Source organism: Acinetobacter lwoffii (assembly GCF_024129355.1).
Classification (GTDB): Bacteria; Pseudomonadota; Gammaproteobacteria; order Pseudomonadales; family Moraxellaceae; genus Acinetobacter; species Acinetobacter lwoffii_I.
In genome coordinates, this window is sequence record NZ_JAMXXP010000002.1 from 74,351 (window position 1) to 92,759 (window position 18,409).

General features: G+C 44.8%; 17 protein-coding genes. All 17 read right to left on the minus strand.

The annotated features are described in order from the left end of the window. Positions 1–72 precede the first annotated feature (72 nt). Complete coding sequence (locus NI468_RS01805; protein WP_253099330.1) at positions 73–444, minus strand: hypothetical protein; 372 nt, start codon at positions 442–444, stop codon at positions 73–75. Continuing rightward, a complete protein-coding gene (locus NI468_RS01810) occupies positions 445–987 on the minus strand; it encodes a glycoside hydrolase family protein (protein WP_253099338.1) in 543 nt (180 codons plus the stop codon). It abuts the gene before it with no gap. After that, a complete protein-coding gene (locus tag NI468_RS01815; protein WP_253099341.1) occupies positions 971–1,234 on the minus strand; it encodes a holin in 264 nt (87 codons plus the stop codon). Before NI468_RS01815 ends, NI468_RS01810 begins: the two co-directional genes overlap by 17 nt. Positions 1,235–1,333: 99 nt before the next feature. Beyond that, positions 1,334–4,018 carry a hypothetical protein gene (locus NI468_RS01820; RefSeq protein WP_253099343.1) on the minus strand — a complete coding sequence of 895 codons (2,685 nt, stop codon included), beginning with the start codon at positions 4,016–4,018 and terminating at the stop codon, positions 1,334–1,336. Positions 4,019–4,027: 9 nt separating this feature from the next. Then, positions 4,028–5,677 carry a phage terminase large subunit gene (gene terL / locus NI468_RS01825; RefSeq protein WP_253099345.1) on the minus strand — a complete coding sequence of 550 codons (1,650 nt, stop codon included), beginning with the start codon at positions 5,675–5,677 and terminating at the stop codon, positions 4,028–4,030. A gap of 3 nt (positions 5,678–5,680) precedes the next feature. Further along, positions 5,681–6,016, minus strand: coding sequence for a hypothetical protein (locus NI468_RS01830; RefSeq protein WP_253099347.1), 336 nt, complete (start codon positions 6,014–6,016; stop codon positions 5,681–5,683). Between the two features lie 66 nt (positions 6,017–6,082). Next, on the minus strand, positions 6,083–6,379 hold the full coding sequence (locus NI468_RS01835) for a DUF6804 family protein (protein ID WP_253099350.1): 297 nt from the start codon (positions 6,377–6,379) through the stop codon (positions 6,083–6,085). Continuing rightward, positions 6,376–6,648: a hypothetical protein gene (locus NI468_RS01840; protein ID WP_253099352.1), complete on the minus strand. Its 273-nt coding sequence runs from the start codon at positions 6,646–6,648 to the stop codon at positions 6,376–6,378. Before NI468_RS01840 ends, NI468_RS01835 begins: the two co-directional genes overlap by 4 nt. Then, positions 6,645–9,185 (minus strand): hypothetical protein, encoded by a 2,541-nt coding sequence (locus tag NI468_RS01845; protein WP_253099355.1) that lies wholly within the window; start codon positions 9,183–9,185, stop codon positions 6,645–6,647. The genes NI468_RS01840 and NI468_RS01845 overlap by 4 nt, the downstream gene beginning before the upstream one ends. 66 nt (positions 9,186–9,251) lie before the next feature. Further along, positions 9,252–9,512, minus strand: a complete 261-nt coding sequence (locus NI468_RS01850) for a hypothetical protein (RefSeq protein ID WP_253099356.1) — start codon at positions 9,510–9,512, stop codon at positions 9,252–9,254. A gap of 102 nt (positions 9,513–9,614) precedes the next feature. Next, positions 9,615–12,440, minus strand: coding sequence for a lytic transglycosylase domain-containing protein (locus NI468_RS01855; protein ID WP_253099359.1), 2,826 nt, complete (start codon positions 12,438–12,440; stop codon positions 9,615–9,617). Next, the gene (locus NI468_RS01860; protein WP_253099361.1) at positions 12,440–14,455 is read right to left on the minus strand and encodes a methyl-coenzyme M reductase; all 2,016 of its coding nucleotides are present in this window, start codon (positions 14,453–14,455) and stop codon (positions 12,440–12,442) included. The genes NI468_RS01855 and NI468_RS01860 overlap by 1 nt, the downstream gene beginning before the upstream one ends. Next, complete coding sequence (locus NI468_RS01865) at positions 14,455–14,838, minus strand: hypothetical protein (protein ID WP_253099369.1); 384 nt, start codon at positions 14,836–14,838, stop codon at positions 14,455–14,457. The genes NI468_RS01860 and NI468_RS01865 overlap by 1 nt, the downstream gene beginning before the upstream one ends. Positions 14,839–14,840: 2 nt before the next feature. Then, complete coding sequence (locus NI468_RS01870; RefSeq protein ID WP_253099371.1) at positions 14,841–15,293, minus strand: GNAT family N-acetyltransferase; 453 nt, start codon at positions 15,291–15,293, stop codon at positions 14,841–14,843. A gap of 2 nt (positions 15,294–15,295) precedes the next feature. Then, positions 15,296–17,320 carry a phage tail protein gene (locus NI468_RS01875; RefSeq protein WP_253099372.1) on the minus strand — a complete coding sequence of 675 codons (2,025 nt, stop codon included), beginning with the start codon at positions 17,318–17,320 and terminating at the stop codon, positions 15,296–15,298. Further along, positions 17,320–17,883, minus strand: a complete 564-nt coding sequence (locus NI468_RS01880; protein ID WP_253099374.1) for a phage connector family protein — start codon at positions 17,881–17,883, stop codon at positions 17,320–17,322. The genes NI468_RS01875 and NI468_RS01880 overlap by 1 nt, the downstream gene beginning before the upstream one ends. Before the next feature lie 58 nt (positions 17,884–17,941). Then, positions 17,942–18,334, minus strand: a complete 393-nt coding sequence (locus NI468_RS01885; RefSeq protein WP_253099376.1) for an Acb2/Tad1 domain-containing protein — start codon at positions 18,332–18,334, stop codon at positions 17,942–17,944. Positions 18,335–18,409: the final 75 nt, after the last annotated feature.

The window sequence follows — 18,409 nt, forward strand, 5'->3', positions numbered from 1 at the left end:
TCATCAACCATTACCTGCAGCACTTCTTTTGCCTGGCCAGACTTCAATTCCAATAAATCCGGACAAGGCGTTTTAAGATTGGCTGGAATTACCAGCGGTATTGACTGCTGACACCCCGTCGTCATCAAAGCAATTAGTGTGGATATAAACAGGACGCTCAACGATCTTTTGCACTTCACGTGTAATAACTTCGGTTTTGACGCGCTCAACTTCTTTTGATTCTTCATATTCTTCACCCGCTTTGTTGGCCAGCTCCTGTGCTTCCTTTTCAGCATCGATATATGGCTTTAGCTTTTTATTGATTTTGTCCTGGCATGTCGTTTCAGCTTTGCGTAAATCACCGGCTAAACGATTGGCCTGAAATAGCTGGCAGACAATTACAATGCACAGCACCAAAATCAGAGACCAGCGTTTGTTATTCCAGATCAGCAATAAAAGTGGCATCTAGTTCACTCCCATGCATTTGTTGTAGCGCTCAACCTGTCGAGTCCATACGCCATAGCAATTGTTAGAACGAATACTGCAGTCGCGCTTGGCTACGTATTTCCATTTCAAAAGTGACTTACACGCCTGGACATATTCACGCGCTTTCAGGTGGCGAAGCATTGAAGATCCAGACCAGGCACTTGTACCGTACTGGTATGTGAAATCCAGATACAGATCGTATTCACCTTGAGAAACCGGAATATTCAGAATGGTTTTATTGAAGCGCTGAGCATCTTTATCCATGTGCAACTTGAGATATTCAAATGCCTGTTTGCGATCAATTGACGGATCTGTCATTTTGACGCGCACACCATTTGGATAGACCGTGGTGCCGTGGCCAATTGTTGGTACATCACCTTTAACAGGAATCACCGGCTTGGAGGTATAGCCTTCTTTCACAGCTGTGGCTTGCACCTGCTCATCACTTGGACCAGTGATCCACATCCCTGCAGCAAGCACCAGAGAAGAACCAATCACATAGTATTTAGTCTTGTTTGACATCGTAGTATTTCTCCCATTGCTCTACTTTTAGTTTGTGGATCTCATCAGCTCGTTGGTTCTCAAGTCGCTTGTAATACCAGTTCACAACGAAGCCAGCTAAAGCAAGTGCGATACCCATCCAAGCCAGGACATCGACTGAAGCAAGCCATGCCACGAAACCAGAAGCGGCCCCTGCATACGTTGTTTTTGATGCAGCGGATGAAACAGTCGCTGCCATTTCCATTACTGCTGCTTTCTGATCGGACATGCCGCCCCCCCAATTTTTGACATTAAAAAACCCTGATCTCATTAAAGATCAGGGTTGGTGGCAGTTTATTGAGTATCGAAAGCCCCGAAGGGCTTTTGTTTAATGCACGACTACATTTAGGTACTGCCCAGCAGCACCGTAAGACACTTGTGATGACTTTAAGTTTGTACCGTATATGCTTATCGTACCGTTATTATTAATAGTTGCAGATAATGCAATATTACCAACCAGATCCATAGTGGAAGATACTGATACGGTGTCGGTGTAGCGATCGGCAGTCAAAGTAGCTACAGTTGCGATTAATTTCGACTCGTTAGCGGCGAATGTTGTGGCTGGGAATGGAACAGTACCACGCGCTAATCTTGATAAGTTGATAAGACCCTCGCTTCTAATTACCCGTAGCAATTTATTTGTGATCCCGAACATTTCGACGCTTCCGCCTGCCGCAAGATTGAATTTTCGATTAGAAGCATTGGTTACTTCAGCAATATTTCCATCTGCTACATTAAAGTTAATGGTTGCTACAGATGTGGATTCATTGACAACACGGATAATTTGTCCTTTTCGGAATGAGTTTATCTCGAATGAAGTAGGATCGCCAGCAATATAGTATTCATGCTGTATAGCAACGTTTTGAATAATCCGAGAAATGCTGCTACTCAAGCGTAACTTATTAAACTTGTCGCTAGTGAATACATTAGCCGTATCTCTAGTAATCATATTTACAGGGCTGATAATACTGGCAGGTCGCTCAACAATATCTATAATACTGATATTTATGTTCGGTAAACCGTTGTTATTGTTAGCATAAATATAAAAACACTCAGTATCTATTCCTTTACATTTAAACTTGGGTCGAATTAAATGCACACCACCGAGCGAATAATCAGCAGGCGCGTTGGATAGTCGAACGTGATAATCTGATGAGTTCTGTGTATTATTTATGAACTCAGGGTCTTCAAAATAGAACTGAACACCATCACCACGATTGTTCTGAATAAATACATTGTTATTATTCTTATTCTCATAGGATGGGTTAATAAACTTTACATAACCTGTTACATTCTGATTCGCTTGAGTTCCGAGTGCCCAGACTCCTCGTCTAGACCCACGATCTGTGTGATTTCTAACCTCAATGCTAACGCGATCCTGTGTTATGTCGTAATCTGGTAAAACTTTCCAAGCTGTACTTGATGCAGACGGTACTGCGTATGTGTTGTCTTGTGTTGCTTGGTACATTACACCTTGATAACGAACAACATCACGATTGGCCTTATACGCAATAGTAGATGACCAGTCTCTCCAGCCGAGCGTAACAAAGCCAACTGCGATACCCTCACCCTCACAATTGGTAGTTCTTACTCCGTCAACAACAATATCCTGCAACCACTGGACACCAAGATCAGGTTCAAAATCTATCCCTGCCATTGGTAGCGTACCACTGATATTGCTAAGGTCGAGGTTTGTCATCCGCAGTCCTTTTACAGAGCCGATTGTAATCCCCTGTCTGCGACTGCCGTCTGCTTTAAAGTTTTTAACAGTTACCTTTTCAGCATAATCTTTGGTATTTGACCGAGATATTAATAGAGAATCTCCCCAGAAGTCATTTGCTTCAACGTCTTCAATGGTATTATTTTTACCACCACGAATCATGATTCCGTAACCCCACTCCCCTACATTCTCTTTGTACTGATACTGACAAGTACCGTCCACATAGGTCGAGCCTGTTGCTTGTAAGTCAGGTCTTGTTGCGCCTGTTGTACCTGATACGGTTACTAAACAGCCGTGATACTGCTGACAAATATATTCACCAGCTTCATAATATGTGTTGGGTTTCCAGTCTTTGTAGTAGCTTCCGTTTGGTGCGAGATGCGTATAACGATCCCCAACCAATCGACCACCTGAAACCTTTGTATTCTCAACATCCTGAACACGGATCAGGTCATAGCCACCTGATCGCGTTGGTAGTGCTTTAATCACCGTTTCGTGACCAAGCTTTAAATGCACGTTGTCTTTCATGACAATAGCTGCTGTAGGGTTTACCCGATATTCCCCATCTGGGACAGAGATAGTTCCACCACCAGCAGCTGATACCTTGTCAATTAAGGCATTAAGTGGTGACGCGAAATTCGCACTCAACTCGGTAGGCGTGTGGTGTAAACTCAAAGGGTTGTACAGATTAAAAAGACCTGTATTGATCTGCTGTTGCGTTTTCCCACTCGCATCAACTACAAAACTCGCATCCCACCCCTTATCAACCGCAATCTGAGCTAGTCGCTCCATCAAGTAATTGTAGTATTCATCAAGCTGATCTAAAGCTACACCCTGCTTGCGGATCTCTTCCAAAAGATAAGCCCTAAGCTCATCATCTCGGTCATCTACATAGCCTTTTAAATCATTGATTTTTTGCTCTTGTTGTTGATGTAGTCGATCAACATAAAGCTTCATGAGCCAGTCTGCTACACCTAGCTCCTGCAACTTCCACCAAATCCGGTCAAAATCAATATTTACAGTTTGTGGGCGGAATGAATTATTAAAAGACTGGTATTCTGCATTCCGATTAAATGGTGTATTTCGCTGCAAGGTAATCTTTTTGCCAGATGCGGGTGCAGTGGTGAATACCACATTGCCATCGACTAGGCTCCAAGATGCAATCGGTGGTTCAATTTCATCCACCAATACAATTAAATGATCTTTTGATTCACACTGAAACTTTAGTGCGAAGCTGGTTGTAACACCATTTCCTATGTGTTCGATATACGGCGTTTGTTCTGAAACTGCCATGATCTGCCCCTAATTCTCAAAGTCTAGAGTGGCCTCAACCACGCCACTATTCCCTCTCCAATTAGGGCCTTCATTGACCTCATTATTTCTGTGTATTTTACCTACGCGTTCCGGTGAATCAGTGACAGCACCTGCTAAAGAATCTAGGTCATCATCGGGCTGTTCAGTAATTGCAGGGTTGAACATACGCATATTTTTGTACTGTCTTGAGCTATTCTCACCTTCTTCTGGTGTATCAATCACAGATGTATGTACCCAAAGTAAACCTGACATAAGTGGGCCCTCTAATGCCTCAAGAATACGTTTGTTTTTATTCCCCACACTGTGTTCTTCTTTTACCCCGCAACGAATACGGCGTGCTTTTAACGCACCTTTTAATGCTGCCGGTGCAAAATTACCAATACCATTAGTCTCAATCGTTAGACTCGGTACATTGAATTGCTCAATCAGGTCGCAAAGCTGCCATACCTGACCACCAATGATATTTCCTTGTGCGTCATGAGTGACGACATCACCAGTCAGTGCAACGGATCTATGCCAATACTTGGCACCAAAATCATCATGCAGCACTAATGCAGTTGAGGAAATATCGGATTTCAGCTTTCCAGATGATGGGTCCCAACGCATGGTAATACCGACAATCTGACGATCCCCAAGCATCATGATGTACTGGCCATTGGCACGTCTCAAAACTGGTTCGCAGTCATAAGGAATCATTTTGTCCGGATCAAGACGCACTTCACCAACCGGCTTGGCATGCATCTGGTACTGTGAATCCCATTCATTTAATGTCCGGCATTCTCTACGGCGCTCTCCCATAACCTGCGGCGTAAAACGTTCAGGCCATAGCGATTCACTGTATAAGTCGATCAGGTAGTGCGTTTCCTTTAGAACAATTTTAAAGGTGCTGCCAATCTTATAAACTGCATAATCTTCATCACGTGTGAGCAGCTTGGCTGTATGACTGATCCCACTAAACACATAAACCGGATCGAAGTCAGATAAACACTCGCTGATATTTTCAAAGCGTTTTTCTTTTTCAAACATTTTAAGGATCATACATTTTGCACCCTGTTTTTGTACTTGGGTATAAAGTGAGTCATGGGTATGCGGTGTTCCGACAAATAGCTTTTGTCCACCTGGTATGAGAATGTGCGTCTGTTCAGACAATCGATAGCGCAGCTTTTCACGTGCTTCAGGTGTGCCGATGTTTGCCGGCATTTCCACATCATCGTTTTGAATCTCATGCGCACGTGCACCAGTCACGTTGGACAATACGCCACGTGCATGCAGTGAGCCATGCCGTACATCTTCCGATCCAGTCACCCACCATTTTTGCAGCTCACCCCGTTCTTTAAACACGCCAAACAATTGACACAGCGGATGCTTTTCAATGACTTGCTGAGTACCACGGCTACACTTTGAAGCATCTCCATCAGTTGCGCCCTGGTGCAGAATCAATCGATTGCGATCAATGAATAGCTTCCATGCGTTATAGATATCTAGAATCGTAGACTTGCCGTGACCACGCGGCATCATCAATAAACCAAGTGGGCCGTAATTTTCCAAGAAATCACAGACATCTAAATGAAAGTCAGGTACATCCCAATTCATGGCTTCCGCATAGACCAGGAAGAAAGCCGCAAAGCTAACTTGCATAACTTAGCTCGGGCGCTGTTTACGCGCTTCCAGTTTTTTGGCCACACTTTCCAGAATGGCTGCCGCCTGAGCTTCTGGTGATACCTTTCGATCACTTCCATCGCCAGCTGACAATTCATCATCCAGCAAGACGCGGTTTAATTTCTCCATGCAGGTCAGCGCTTCCTTTGCGCCCTTATATAACCAGACTTTGTCACCACGGCCTTTTTTATCAAAAACATCCTGACCATAAGCTTCAGTCATTAGATCGACCGCATCCGTGCCGGCCATATCCATACAGAGTTTTAATTTCTCTACTGTTTCAGGCTTTAGAAAACGTAACTTCTTTACATCCGACATAAAAAATCCCCCGTATATAAGCCATATATACAGGGGGTTCGGTTGGGCTTAATTGGGTGTATTTAATTACTTATTTTTAAAAAAATAAAAAGTCCATATTGATAAGCCCATACCAGATAGAACATCAATCACCGCCCATACCTCACGATCTAAATACACTTTAATAAATGGATTAAAGACTATGGCCATAAACCCCAATACGAAAGGTATTATTTTTTGCCCAGATGAATATGAAATATATGCAGCTATGCCAAATGCAAAAAAACCAATAAACCGGAGTAATTGATAATAGCCGTAAGGGAAATCCAATACAGCTATCACCATCGCAAATGATGCTATGTAAAATAAATGATGCTGCTTCATCGTCGACTACCTACCAAAGCAACTAACCCAAATAAAATAAAGGGCCATAAATACAAACATAAAGCTGGAATGATTCCCCACCCCCAGCCTTGGGTTGCGCCAAGTACTCCGAAGATAGTACCTACTACTGGTATACCCCCAACTGCTAAAGCAAGAATGACAGAGATAACTCCATTCCACTCTAATACATCAGAAAAATAGGTATAAGTTCCTAAAAACTGTGTGATAGCTAAAGCCCAGTAGGCAATAAAGCCCAATATTTTTATCATTCTACAACCCTCTCAAAATCTGGCGCTCTTGCTTCATCAAAACCAGAACCCCAATCAAAGTCACCAAGCCAACGAGTACGATCATGTTCACGCTCAGCTTTACGTAATAATTTTTCACGGTAATCAGGTGCAATCATATCTTGGAAGTTATCAAAAATCATGCGATTAGTCGCAGCTTTTGTGTACCAGAGGTTTTGACCGGGTATTTTCCCTTTCAAGAATCTAAAGGCTTCATTACCTGCGTTACTTTCTATTCCATTCGCCGCCTGAGTCGCATTACCTATTGTCAGGCTCATTATAGTTTTAAAGTCACTACCAAAAGGACCAGCAATAAAATCACCAGTATCACGACCACTAGTATCAGTTCCTGCAACTAAAATATCGCCTAACACTGGCAAGCCGCCACCAGCAACAAATGAACGCTTCATGAAGTCAATTGTCTTGTCCGGATCTTCACTATCCCACATCGTAGCCGGATCATTACCGTTGGCCAGCTCTTTAAGCTGCACTACCAAGCCACCTAAAATAGTTGTCATAGCTACCAATGGGATTGCATAAGCAGCCTTTCCTTGCACACCTTGCTGTGCCATTGTCCGACTACCGTGACGCATGAGGAATGATGCTGAGAACGACTTAAATTGCAGCATGGATTTAAATATCTCACCCATGGCTGTTCCCTTTCTTGTACCTGGTGCCATCCATGTACGTTCACGCAATCCGGCTTCAACCACGGCCATTCCCTGTTCATCCAGTAAATGTGCCTGAAACTGTGTGGCTACTTCATCACGTACCTTTTGCGGGTCGCCAAACCTAGTTAAATCACTATCTGGAATTTCATAGATTGAACGTGCTGACATTAACTGATTACCTTTACGATCCACCACCGGATCAGCCAGGCGCATGACTTCCCATGCTCGTTCGTTTAGCCCGGTTTTTTCCATGAGCTCACGATCCATTGCGTCCAGATCAGACCATGCTTTAGAGCGGGTTAAAGTGCCGTATTTATGCATAAGCATCTTGGTAAAACCGACTTTTGAAGCTGCTGTGAGTGCATTCAGGCCAGATATGCGCATAACCTGTGAAGCAATCCCACTGGATACCCGAGCCAGTTTCTGTGACTTGCCATGTACTGAGGTCAATCCATCATCAGACCAACGTGCGATAGAGCCGAGCATTTCTTCTGTGGCCAGACCTAAGCTGTGCGCCAGCTCCCGATCTTCTTTATTTTTCGGATTAAGCTGTGAAATCAGTTCACCAAAAGTTTTACGGTAAGCAATACCATGGATCGATGCAGTTTTTGCAATCATGGCCTGATCGGTGACGGATGAAATTGTGGTGCCGCCCAGCATGGATGCCACATTCATTGACCGGTACGTTAAACCCATATTGGCCAGCACTTCGGATTGCGGTGTATTCTGCCCTGAGAACTCATCAAACATGGTCTGTGCGCGTTTACGTGATTTACCTGTATCGTTTGCATCAATACCCTTTTGCCAGTCCTTTTGCTCTGCTGCATCCATCAATATGCGCATGGAATTTCTAGGACTACTGCCAAGATTCTCCACCATAGCAATATCTTTGGATAAGCCGTTAATATGTGCTTCCACTAAGTCTACAAACGGCATACCGCCAAACTCTGCCTGGTATTCCATCCATGATTCAGCATCTTTAAAATGTAGTACTCGGCTTTCAGAATGTCGGCTGGTGACTTTGGAATTCCCCCCGAATGACTGACGGCCAATTTCAGTTTTATTGGCACCGTTGCTGCTCAATGTGTCAAATGAATATTCAAGCAGCTCGCGGATCTCTTGCTGTGAATAATACGTGCCATCCTCATGCACATATTTTGAAGTGTCGATTAAGCCTTCTGCTTTTTGCACCCAAGCCTGTTTGCCGGCTAATACAATCTTTTCAAGGCTATGCGTCTGCGGTAGGCCCCAATCATCCAGTTTTCCAATATCACCGCCGGCACGGTTAAAGCGCTCACGCATACCTTCAAAGACTTCGCCCATTTTGTCGCTGATCTTCTTGGCCAATGGATCGCCGGTATTATCATTGAATCGTTCACGGACAATTTTTTGCACCAGTTCAGCATCAGTAAATACACCTAAACCGCCTTTGATGTTGGTATAGAAGTCCACCAGCTCACCGCGGTTTACGGATGCAATCGCACGCGCTTTAGTATCAATTGATTGGATGCCGGACATATCACCATGTGCTGCAACCATACGATCTACAACTTCACTGGCGGTTAAGGTTGGATGATCCAGCAGGGCAAGGTTTTTGTTTTGAGTGAGAATGTCACGTGCGGCAATAGCATGCTTTCGTTTTAATTGTGCCTGAATATCCTGTGCCACAAACTCACCAGCTTTCACCAGTTTTTCAGCATCAGATAGATTGCGCCAAGTCTGAATATCTTTTTTGGCCAAAGACTTCATTGCGTCCTTGATCCGGTTTTCAATGTCGGTGGCTTCTTGCTGGTTTAAAGTTGCCTTGCCGAGTGCTTTTGCTACGGCGGCCTTGCATTGGTCTTTCATAATAAAAATGCCCAGATAATTTTCATCATCTGAGCATTAATTAGAGTGTGGTTTGTTGGGTATGAATTAGGAATTAAACTCTGCTTCTGTCATTTCACCCAGATAAGAAACTGAATTAATATACACGTCATAAATTTCCATTTCAGGGTGTTTCTTCTGCGTTTCAGTTTGAATTTTTTGGGTGAAATCCTTTAGAAAAGATTTTGTAATTTTATTCGTTGGAATAGTAAAATTTAAACGAATATCTTGATTAAATTCATGTCCAGATTTTTTATCTTTAAAAGAGGCATGACAAAGATAATGATGTAACTTTTGAGCAACTGACATTCGAGTCTCTCCAAAATTTAAATTTAGAAAATTAATTTCGAACTATCCCATATATAAATTATAAAGTGAACAAAACATGTCTTTAAAGTTTGAAAAATAAAATTATTCCCCAAACTGTAAAGCACAGCTAATCGCTGTCTGAGCTGCCAAAGTATCCTCTTGCGCCTGACGTGCTTCCGCTTCCAGCTCATCCAGTCGTTCACGTAAAGACATGGTAATTTCTTCCATTTCTCCATCCGGTCGCATACGGCTAACAGAAATCTGCTGATCTGGATTCTGCATGATAATGTCTAAAGCGGCTGATTCTTCTGGACCATCACCAAACAGCGAACCTTGTCGCGGATCGCCCATTGCATCAATTTCATCAATCCTAGATTGAATATTCTCACCAATAGCTTTTGTACTACGCTTGTTCTGGTCAAAGACATTCAGGAAATCACGCGCACCAGGTGAAAGTCCATCATCGAGAAGCTGACCTTGGTTTAGATAATCCGGTACGGTCTGGCCATTGGCTTTCAGATCACTGAGCTTTTGCGCTGCCTGTGCCAGATCTTTGGCCAAAGTGTTTTGATGACGGCCACCTTGTTTCACTAAACTATCAAGCTGTGCCAATTGCGGTGCAGCACGTAACAAGGCATTCAATACAGTCTTACTGTCATCATCCAGATTCTCAGCCATACGGCCAATCAGTGAAGAATCATCATAAGCACGCTGCATAATCGCAGATTCAATACGGCGTTTCCCTTCCTGGCTTAATCGTCCGTCACCGGTAATCACTGTGCCCTGTTCTGACTTTGGCAATGACCCCACAAAACCGCGTACAAAGTCCATAGAGCCATCTAAATTAATTGAGCCATCATTGTTGATCTTTAACAAAGAGGCATCAGGCAGACGATCCGAGTCACTCACAGCACGTTCGGTTGCGGAGTACTGCGCAATGTCCGATTCATTGGCCAGTTTCGCGAATTGCGTACGGTCGGTATCGGTTAAGCGTGTCCGGACTAAAACAGGATTATTGATACCAGCAATATCAATGCCGCGCTCTGCTGCATATTGTTCCAGAAATGCCCGATATTCTTCAGCACGGCCAGATTCATAAGCCTTTGCAATGGCCAGTGTACGACCGTTGCCAGACTCCACCACATTATCCATGCCGATAATCGGCGCACCATCAGACAGCTTTGGAGATTCGCCAAGCAACTCAGGTCGCAGATCCTCTGCCATACGTTCAATCTGTTGACGTGATGCTTCCCGGGTACGGTCACGTGGTTGTAGTTCAGATGGATAAAGCGGATTCACCCCATAGGCCAGATCATTTGATGCAATCAGTTCATCCAGTGATTTGACCTCATAAGCCATGTCATAGCTTGAGCCATCCATGCCGATTGCAGTGCTGGTACCATTGCCACCATATCGAGCGCTTAGACTGTTCCACTTGTTACGCCATTTGCCGATTGCCTGCCCGACTGTCATGCCTTGCATGGCATTATTGGCCACAACTGCATCAGCATTCTTTGGATCGTATTTACGTACAACATCGATCAGCTTTGCATTCGGATCTGCTTTTAATACTGCAGACGCTCCACCTGGTCCCAGTAAATGCCCTAAATAATGCTCATGCGGTTGCAGCTCACGGCCAATACTTTTCTTGATATGGCTTTCTGCCTGCTTCATGTGCTTGAAGCCAATGCGAATCTGCTCATCAATATTAGATCGATCACCACCGCCCAAGTTACTCCACGACTTATCCAGCACCTGAAACAGACCATGTGCGGATGATGTTGGATTCTTGGCTGTATGGCTGAATGAACCGCCTGTTTCAATATGGGCAATGGTTAAAGCTACATTTGGAGGAATCCCGGCCTGTTGTGCTTTACGTGCAATCGTTTTGGCATTGGTTGGTAGAGCCATGGTGTCGTAATTAACAGGCTTCTGCTTTTCCTCACCCCTCACCGGATGCACCACGTTTACCGGCCGACCCATGCGAATTGCTTCAGTTGCATCATCCATATTTTTATAATGATTATTGGCCTGAATCGGATTGGCTGGCTTCACTGGTGCCAGTGTTTCCTCAAACTCCAATTCATTTAAAACCAATGCTGCCTGCTGCTGTTCTGGTGTGACATCGGGATTATTGAAATACTTACCTGCACCACGTGCTGCACCAAAAAATAGAATATTTAGCCCAATATCTGTGGTGACTGATTCGTTTGTGATTTCGTATTTTTTCGCCTGTTTGTCGTAGCCTTCAGATTTAAGAATTGCACCCGATATAGCTTGGCCACCAATGGATAGGCCAGATGCACCACCAACGGAAAGCAGACCATCTTTAACGACTCCACCTGTGCCTTTAAAACCATAGGACATAGGCAATGCAGTTGATACGGCAGCCACCGCACCATCAGTCAAAGCGACTTTTAAAGCGGTTTCTTCATCCACACCGTCACGGGTTAAGTCACCATAGACATAGTTGGTCTCAGATCCACCGGTTACAGCCGCAGCACCAGCGATACCACCAACGGCGCTACCCAATGCTGCACGTGTAGCATAGTCGCCCAGGCTAAATGCAATGTTGCCAATCGTGCCGGTATTCTCTTTGTCTTGCAGATAATCAATCGATTCATATACCAGATCATCACGCGCCTTCTGCTTACGCTCCTTATAGGCAGAATATGGCTCGATAAATTCTTCCGTGCCTACATCCTTGAATGAATAGCCCACACGATCCACTACAGCATCAATAGGCGCAGCAATCGCATCACCTACCTTGGCAAAGCCTGCACCCATACCGCGCACCGGTGCAGCCAGACTAAACAGGCCGCTGGAATCTTCCGTTGTTTCGGTTGGCTTGTGTGCCAGTCCTTTGGCATTGACTTCATCAACCTGTTTTTGTTCTTCAGGCGAGTATTCAGATAACCAGTTACTCATTACTTGGTCACTCCATCAGGCATGTTCATATAAAACAGCGCTTCACCACGTTCATTGATCAGGCCATAACGGATCTGACCTTTTGGCCCGCTTTTACGCTCACGACGTAAACGCAAATCCTTGAGTGCAGCTTCTGAAATCTGGTATTTCTGGGATATAGCCGCATAGCGTGTATCCAGTATCTGTTCAAAACGGTCATCATCCATGCCGTATGGCTTCGATACCTTCCATGTCTTTTGATTGCCGTACTTCACGCCTTGTTCATATACGCCACCAGTCGCCATGCTTAATGCAGTCTTGGCCAGATCCTTGCTCATATCGTCCTTGTCTTTGTGCTGGTAGCCATTGCGCTCAGATAGATGCACATAGATCGACTTAAATGCCGAATAAGACATATTTGCCGTTTCTCCGGAGACAGAATTACCCACGTACTTATTGAACTCAGAACGCAGTAAATCATCCTTTGGAACAATCAAGGATTTATTCTTAAGCGCCTGAGTACCAGAAATGATTGCAGCCGCTACATCCTCGCCATCACGTGAGCGATAGTTATTGGCACGTGCTACACCAGCCATTAAATAAGATAGATCGCCACCCCCTAGCTGGCCCATGGTAGCAGACCAGATCTTGCTGCCATTGGGTACGCCTTTAGACTGGTTGATGAGTTCGCCAATAAAATCCAGTTTGTCATTCACAGACTTGGCTTCAAACGCTTGTTTGGCTTCTGGTAGATCTTCTGCAGCAATTGGCTTTACCACAATGTTTGGATCTTTAAGCGCCAACTGACTCACGCCGTTATCAATCGCTTTGGCCGCAAATGATTTTGGATTGGCTTTTAATTCACCAGCATTCAGGCTATGTGTTTCTAAACCTGCTTCACGTACTGCCTGATTTGGGTTGTTCTTATTGATCTCCATTTTTGACTTATGAATAGACTCGTACACACCTAAAATCTTTTCCTCAGTCGCTGGATCTGCTGATTTGTTGTTGGCCATAGCTGCTTTCTGTTGATTGATACGTTTCAGCTGCTCAGGTGTCGACAACTTGGAAAAGCTTTGAAAGTTATTAGACTGTGATTTGTAGAAGTTATATTCGCCTTCATGTTCAGTACCAGCAACTGCACCGCCTACACTTGCCAGATAGCTATCATCCAAGGCACGACCAGTCAGCACCTGAGATTTAAAATCATTCAAAACTTTGCCGGCTAACTGCAGACGTTTATTTTCTTCGACTTCAACCTGTTTATTGAGTGCATCGATCCGGCTGAGTACCTGCGCTTTTTTCTGTTGCAGCGTTGGGCCGTCTGTATAACCAAAACCACCGTTATCCATTTCAGTGACAAGCTGCTGCAGGCTGGCCGTGTCCTTGTTTTCAATGGCACTGGTGATACGTCCGTCAATATCTTGCAGATCACGTGCGCCTTGGTATTTATAAATCAGTGCCTGTTTTTGTGCTTCCGGGATGTTCAAGCTTTGAATATTGGATTTGACGTATTCCGCACCTGCCTCACGATCCATACGCGTGCCGATCTCAAGATAACGATCAGCCAGCACTTCACCTTTTTTGTTATCCGCACTCAACTGCAATGGCAGGAAAGCAGTAGCATTACGAGTTACATTACTAGACCAATGCTGACTTAATGCCTGGTGTGCATGCCCGGGCAGCTCACCTTCCATATCCTTGAAACGCTTTTCAGACCATTGCTGCAATGTTTTATTGGCCACATCAGCATTCATTGCACCATTGGCCACATCGTTTTTAAGCAATGTAACTTGCTCTGATAGCTCGGTGGTCAGCACATCATCCAGCTTAACCTTGGCTTCTTTCTCTGCCAGATCATTGTGATAAAGCTCTGCACGTTTGGCAGATACATCGGCCTCATCGGATTTTCGTCTGCGTTCATCCATGATGCCGTCGATTGTCTTACCAATACTTCCGAGTCCGGTCATTGGGGTGTGCTGCTGCATAACTGGTTGGGATGTATTGCGACCTTGAGATTTTGGAATTAACGCCATTACTTCCACCCTCCTGTTGATGCCGCACCCATGAAGTCAGAAGCGGCTTGCATCGCATAATTATTACGTTGCATCTTGCCCTGCATGCGAACCTGCTTGGATTGATATCCAGCATCGGAGATATTGAGAGAAGCGTTATAGGCTGCATCAGAAATATGCTCATCCTGAAGCATTGCTGCTGCACCTACATCAACATTCACACCATTTTCCGCAGCCTGTGCACGCGCCGTTGAAGCATTGCTCTTACCTTGCCGCTTCATCTTTTCGGCTTCTGCACGCGCGACTGAATTGATAGTTTTGGCATTGCCTTTGGACACAGCATCTGCCATTTGAGCATTTGCCATGTTTTGAACGCCTTGCATGATTCCGCCTGGATTGCACATGATTAGACCTCCATTTCCAGAACATAGCCGACCAGTTCAAAGCCTAGAGATTCATACAGCTTCACAGTGCGTTCAGCATAAATGCCGGTGGTTGTACCGACTTGAATGCGATCTGCTTTGTTCATCTCTGCCCATACTTTGAATGTTTCAATCAGATCACTGGCTGCACCCGATTTGCGATATTCAGGCAGGACATAAAGCCCCTGTTCATACGCCAGTGTTTGCCCTGTGCGCCAGTCAGTATCTAATGCGCCAATTAATGTGCCGACCGGATTCGAGTATTCATCTGTCACCATCAGGATTGATCCGTGCTTATCAATCAGATAAGCAAATACATTTCTAGCCCGTTTCTCATCAAAGCCCTGTTTCTTAAACCGTGGTGATTCATTGGTCAGACGCTTGCCCCAGTCAACAAGCGTGTCTAAATCTTCTAGTGTTGCTGCACGTACAAGCATCTTTATCTCTCATTCATTGATACCAACATAGCTACACTTTGGACGTGGAAAGGTAGCGGTTTGTTGTGTGTTATTTTTAATTCCATTTCGTGCAAGGTTGACCAGCCATTCATGCTGACGCTGACCGGCCCTGTATAGGTCAGGTTCTGGAATGCAGACTGATTAAATGACTTGTGTTCCAGATCGTATTGGTTGCACTGGCCACCAATTGAATTACGCACATACAAAACCGTTTCATGTGCCTGAATCTTATGAAGCATTGCAGTGCTTGGTACTTGGCTGTGATCTGGTGGCAAGAACTCCACTTCCATATTGAACGGCTGACCGGCGAACCATGTGCCTGATGTTGGCTGGTTGTCATCGTAGAAATAGCCATCTGAATTATTGAAACGGTACTGTGTGCTGTTATGCAGGTTTCTGTTTGCCAATGCGCCGTTATGCGCAATCTCACAATCCATGAATGATGTTTCGTCCAGCTGCTCAAGTACCACGGATGCTTTACGCTGAATCAGCATGAAACACAGATCATTGCCGGCAGCTTGAGGCAAGGCACAGATAGAGCGTACAGATCCACCAAAATCATGCTGTGCCCAGGCATTCATTTCCTGATCACGGTTTAAAGTAATGCTAGCCACCATGCCATCATTGAGTACCATCCACACCAAGCTATACGGCGTTTGCTGATAGGTCAGTTCCTTGATACCGCCATGATCCTCTGCAATGTGTGGTGCAATGGCTGATAGTTCCGGACTGACCAGACCATCCACCTCATAACGATAAGACAGCGCACGTAAACGGTTACCGCCACGCTGAACAAATAGCAGCTCATTACCGACCAGACACGGACGGACGTTGGATTGTGCGCCATAGGTTGTGTGCTGTTCGATCTGTGCTGATGCTGGTGTAAATGCACCGGCTGAACTGATCAGGAACTCAGAACCGCCAGTGAGTGCGACTACACCACCACGTTGTGCCAGGTGCAAAATATTGTCTGCCTGCGCAGAAGATGAAGCCATAGAAAATGCACTGGCATCGTCCGTTGCTTCCAGAAAATCACCATCGTTACCAATTGCACTAACCCATAACTGGTTCGGGTTGTTTTTGGTGTTGGCAAAGACCAGGCGCTGTTTGAAGAATGTCACCGTGGATGGGTAGCCGGTCGCTGCCGTAAATGCTGCAGTATTTAAGGTCCATGATTTGGCAATAGCTTGAACGTCTGCATTCAGTTTTACTAGCACCTCACCTGAAGCCACTGTGCCCGATGTGATTGTGGTAATACGGACTTGACCACCGTTGATATTTACAATTGCGCCAATGTGAGAAGCATTAAAGACTGGAATGTCATACCAGGCGACTTCCTGCCACTTATCATTCAGATCCGTCGGCTCGGATGCAGAGTTGTCTGCGACCGCTTCCCATGTTTTAAGCAGATGAATAACACGCTCACCAATGATGTAGTTTTCAGTATTTTTCCAGTTTGGATATGATGAAGCGGTTAAGGTAATGGTTTTACCAACATCTGTGCCATTTGGCTTCAATGCCACGTTGGGTGTGGTATTAATCTCATCCACCGGTGCTGTAACAAAGGTAAATTGATCAAAGTTCCAGTTGTCAAAGTCCTTACTACAGACCAGGCGATGCACCGGATGATCACCCTGAACAAAGAACATGCGATAGCGTGAGTGTGCCACCTGGATCTGTGCAACTTTGGCCATTGTGTTGTACGGCGTACTTCCTGTATGGACTACAGATTGCGTTAAAGGGTCATACACCTGCAGTGTATTAATGCCCAAGATCAATAGAAATGGATTATCCGAGTTCGGTACAAAAGGGATCAGGCGCAATGCACCAGCGAAGATACCCCGATATTTAGTACCTGGTCGTTTCTTTGCTCCACCCTCTACCAATGGAATTGCATTCAATAGTTTTTTAGCGCCGTTGGCATATTGCTGCACATCAGTTCGCGTATGCAGTAACGGTGACAGCTCGCCACTGGACAGGTTATTTTTAAGTAGCCATTGCTTCATTAGTAGCGACTCCCAATATAGCGTGATTCCTCATACACCATGTCTTCAGAAGGTCGTTCTTGTGCATTGATCGTACGTGCACGCTTGATCAGATCACGGTACTGCGCTTCTGCCGATTGTCCTGCTGCATCACTACCGGTATTCGGTTTGCATAGCTTAGCGGCCATCTTGAGTGACATAGCTTCCACCAGCATTGAATCCCAAGAATCTTCGTTATCGTTGTCAAAAATATATTCAAGGTTGATCCGGTTGGTATTGGCTAGAATGTAGCGATTCTCGACCTCATATTTTTCTGTATTGGCACTAATGATCCGGATGAAATCACGCGGTAATGGGAAAGAATGGGTATAACCAAAGGCCGGATATGTGGTGACCGGTGCAAGAATGGTACGTTTTTTTGCACATGACCAAGGATGATCACGGAGAATTGATTTCCGCACCTGGTCATAGATACTGCGGCAGCGTTCAGCACGTGCTGTGTTCTCATCAAAAGATGCAATGTTGCTATCCCCGATCAGGCTTAAAGCATGATTGACGATAGATGTTCTGGTTGTAATAGACATAAAAAAGCCCTCAAGTTTTAATGATCTTGAAGGCTTCTTTGATTAGGTTTGTTGGGTGTTAGACTTTGTTAAATCCTTCCACACCACGTTTTTGACGATCGCGCGTACGCTGCTCAAACAAAGCCAATGCATTTTCCATATATGAAATAGCACGCTTATTTTCATCACATGGAAAGTTATCATTCAAAACTTTTGTGCGGTGGATCAGGATAGCAAGCAATGCTTCACTGGTTGCGCCATTCACACCGTTTTCTTTCACGGGCCCATTCTGGAAATGAATAGGGGTAATGGTTTCACCGGCAATCACGTCATAAAAGTGGCCAGCAGGAAGTTTAGTTGGCTCATCACCTTCTTTTTCAGGGTCAACGAATAATTGATGAGTTACTGATACGCCATTATGGTCAGTGTGAATCTCAGCACCCCAAACGCTATTGCCTAGTTCTTCAGTCATGATTTTTATCCTATTTAACTTCTTTCAAACAATTGCGGCACTCTGGCTTGGCATCAGTACCAATCTCAGTCGCAC

Coding starts and splice junctions, on each gene's coding strand:
- NI468_RS01805 (WP_253099330.1), bottom strand. CDS start 444: ATGCCACTTTTATTGCTGATCTGGAATAACAAACGCTGGTCTCTGATT.
- NI468_RS01810 (WP_253099338.1), bottom strand. CDS start 987: ATGTCAAACAAGACTAAATACTATGTGATTGGTTCTTCTCTGGTGCTT.
- NI468_RS01815 (WP_253099341.1), bottom strand. CDS start 1,234: ATGTCCGATCAGAAAGCAGCAGTAATGGAAATGGCAGCGACTGTTTCA.
- NI468_RS01820 (WP_253099343.1), bottom strand. CDS start 4,018: ATGGCAGTTTCAGAACAAACGCCGTATATCGAACACATAGGAAATGGT.
- terL (WP_253099345.1), bottom strand. CDS start 5,677: ATGCAAGTTAGCTTTGCGGCTTTCTTCCTGGTCTATGCGGAAGCCATG.
- NI468_RS01830 (WP_253099347.1), bottom strand. CDS start 6,016: ATGTCGGATGTAAAGAAGTTACGTTTTCTAAAGCCTGAAACAGTAGAG.
- NI468_RS01835 (WP_253099350.1), bottom strand. CDS start 6,379: ATGAAGCAGCATCATTTATTTTACATAGCATCATTTGCGATGGTGATA.
- NI468_RS01840 (WP_253099352.1), bottom strand. CDS start 6,648: ATGATAAAAATATTGGGCTTTATTGCCTACTGGGCTTTAGCTATCACA.
- NI468_RS01845 (WP_253099355.1), bottom strand. CDS start 9,185: ATGAAAGACCAATGCAAGGCCGCCGTAGCAAAAGCACTCGGCAAGGCA.
- NI468_RS01850 (WP_253099356.1), bottom strand. CDS start 9,512: ATGTCAGTTGCTCAAAAGTTACATCATTATCTTTGTCATGCCTCTTTT.
- NI468_RS01855 (WP_253099359.1), bottom strand. CDS start 12,440: ATGAGTAACTGGTTATCTGAATACTCGCCTGAAGAACAAAAACAGGTT.
- NI468_RS01860 (WP_253099361.1), bottom strand. CDS start 14,455: ATGGCGTTAATTCCAAAATCTCAAGGTCGCAATACATCCCAACCAGTT.
- NI468_RS01865 (WP_253099369.1), bottom strand. CDS start 14,838: ATGTGCAATCCAGGCGGAATCATGCAAGGCGTTCAAAACATGGCAAAT.
- NI468_RS01870 (WP_253099371.1), bottom strand. CDS start 15,293: ATGCTTGTACGTGCAGCAACACTAGAAGATTTAGACACGCTTGTTGAC.
- NI468_RS01875 (WP_253099372.1), bottom strand. CDS start 17,320: ATGAAGCAATGGCTACTTAAAAATAACCTGTCCAGTGGCGAGCTGTCA.
- NI468_RS01880 (WP_253099374.1), bottom strand. CDS start 17,883: ATGTCTATTACAACCAGAACATCTATCGTCAATCATGCTTTAAGCCTG.
- NI468_RS01885 (WP_253099376.1), bottom strand. CDS start 18,334: ATGACTGAAGAACTAGGCAATAGCGTTTGGGGTGCTGAGATTCACACT.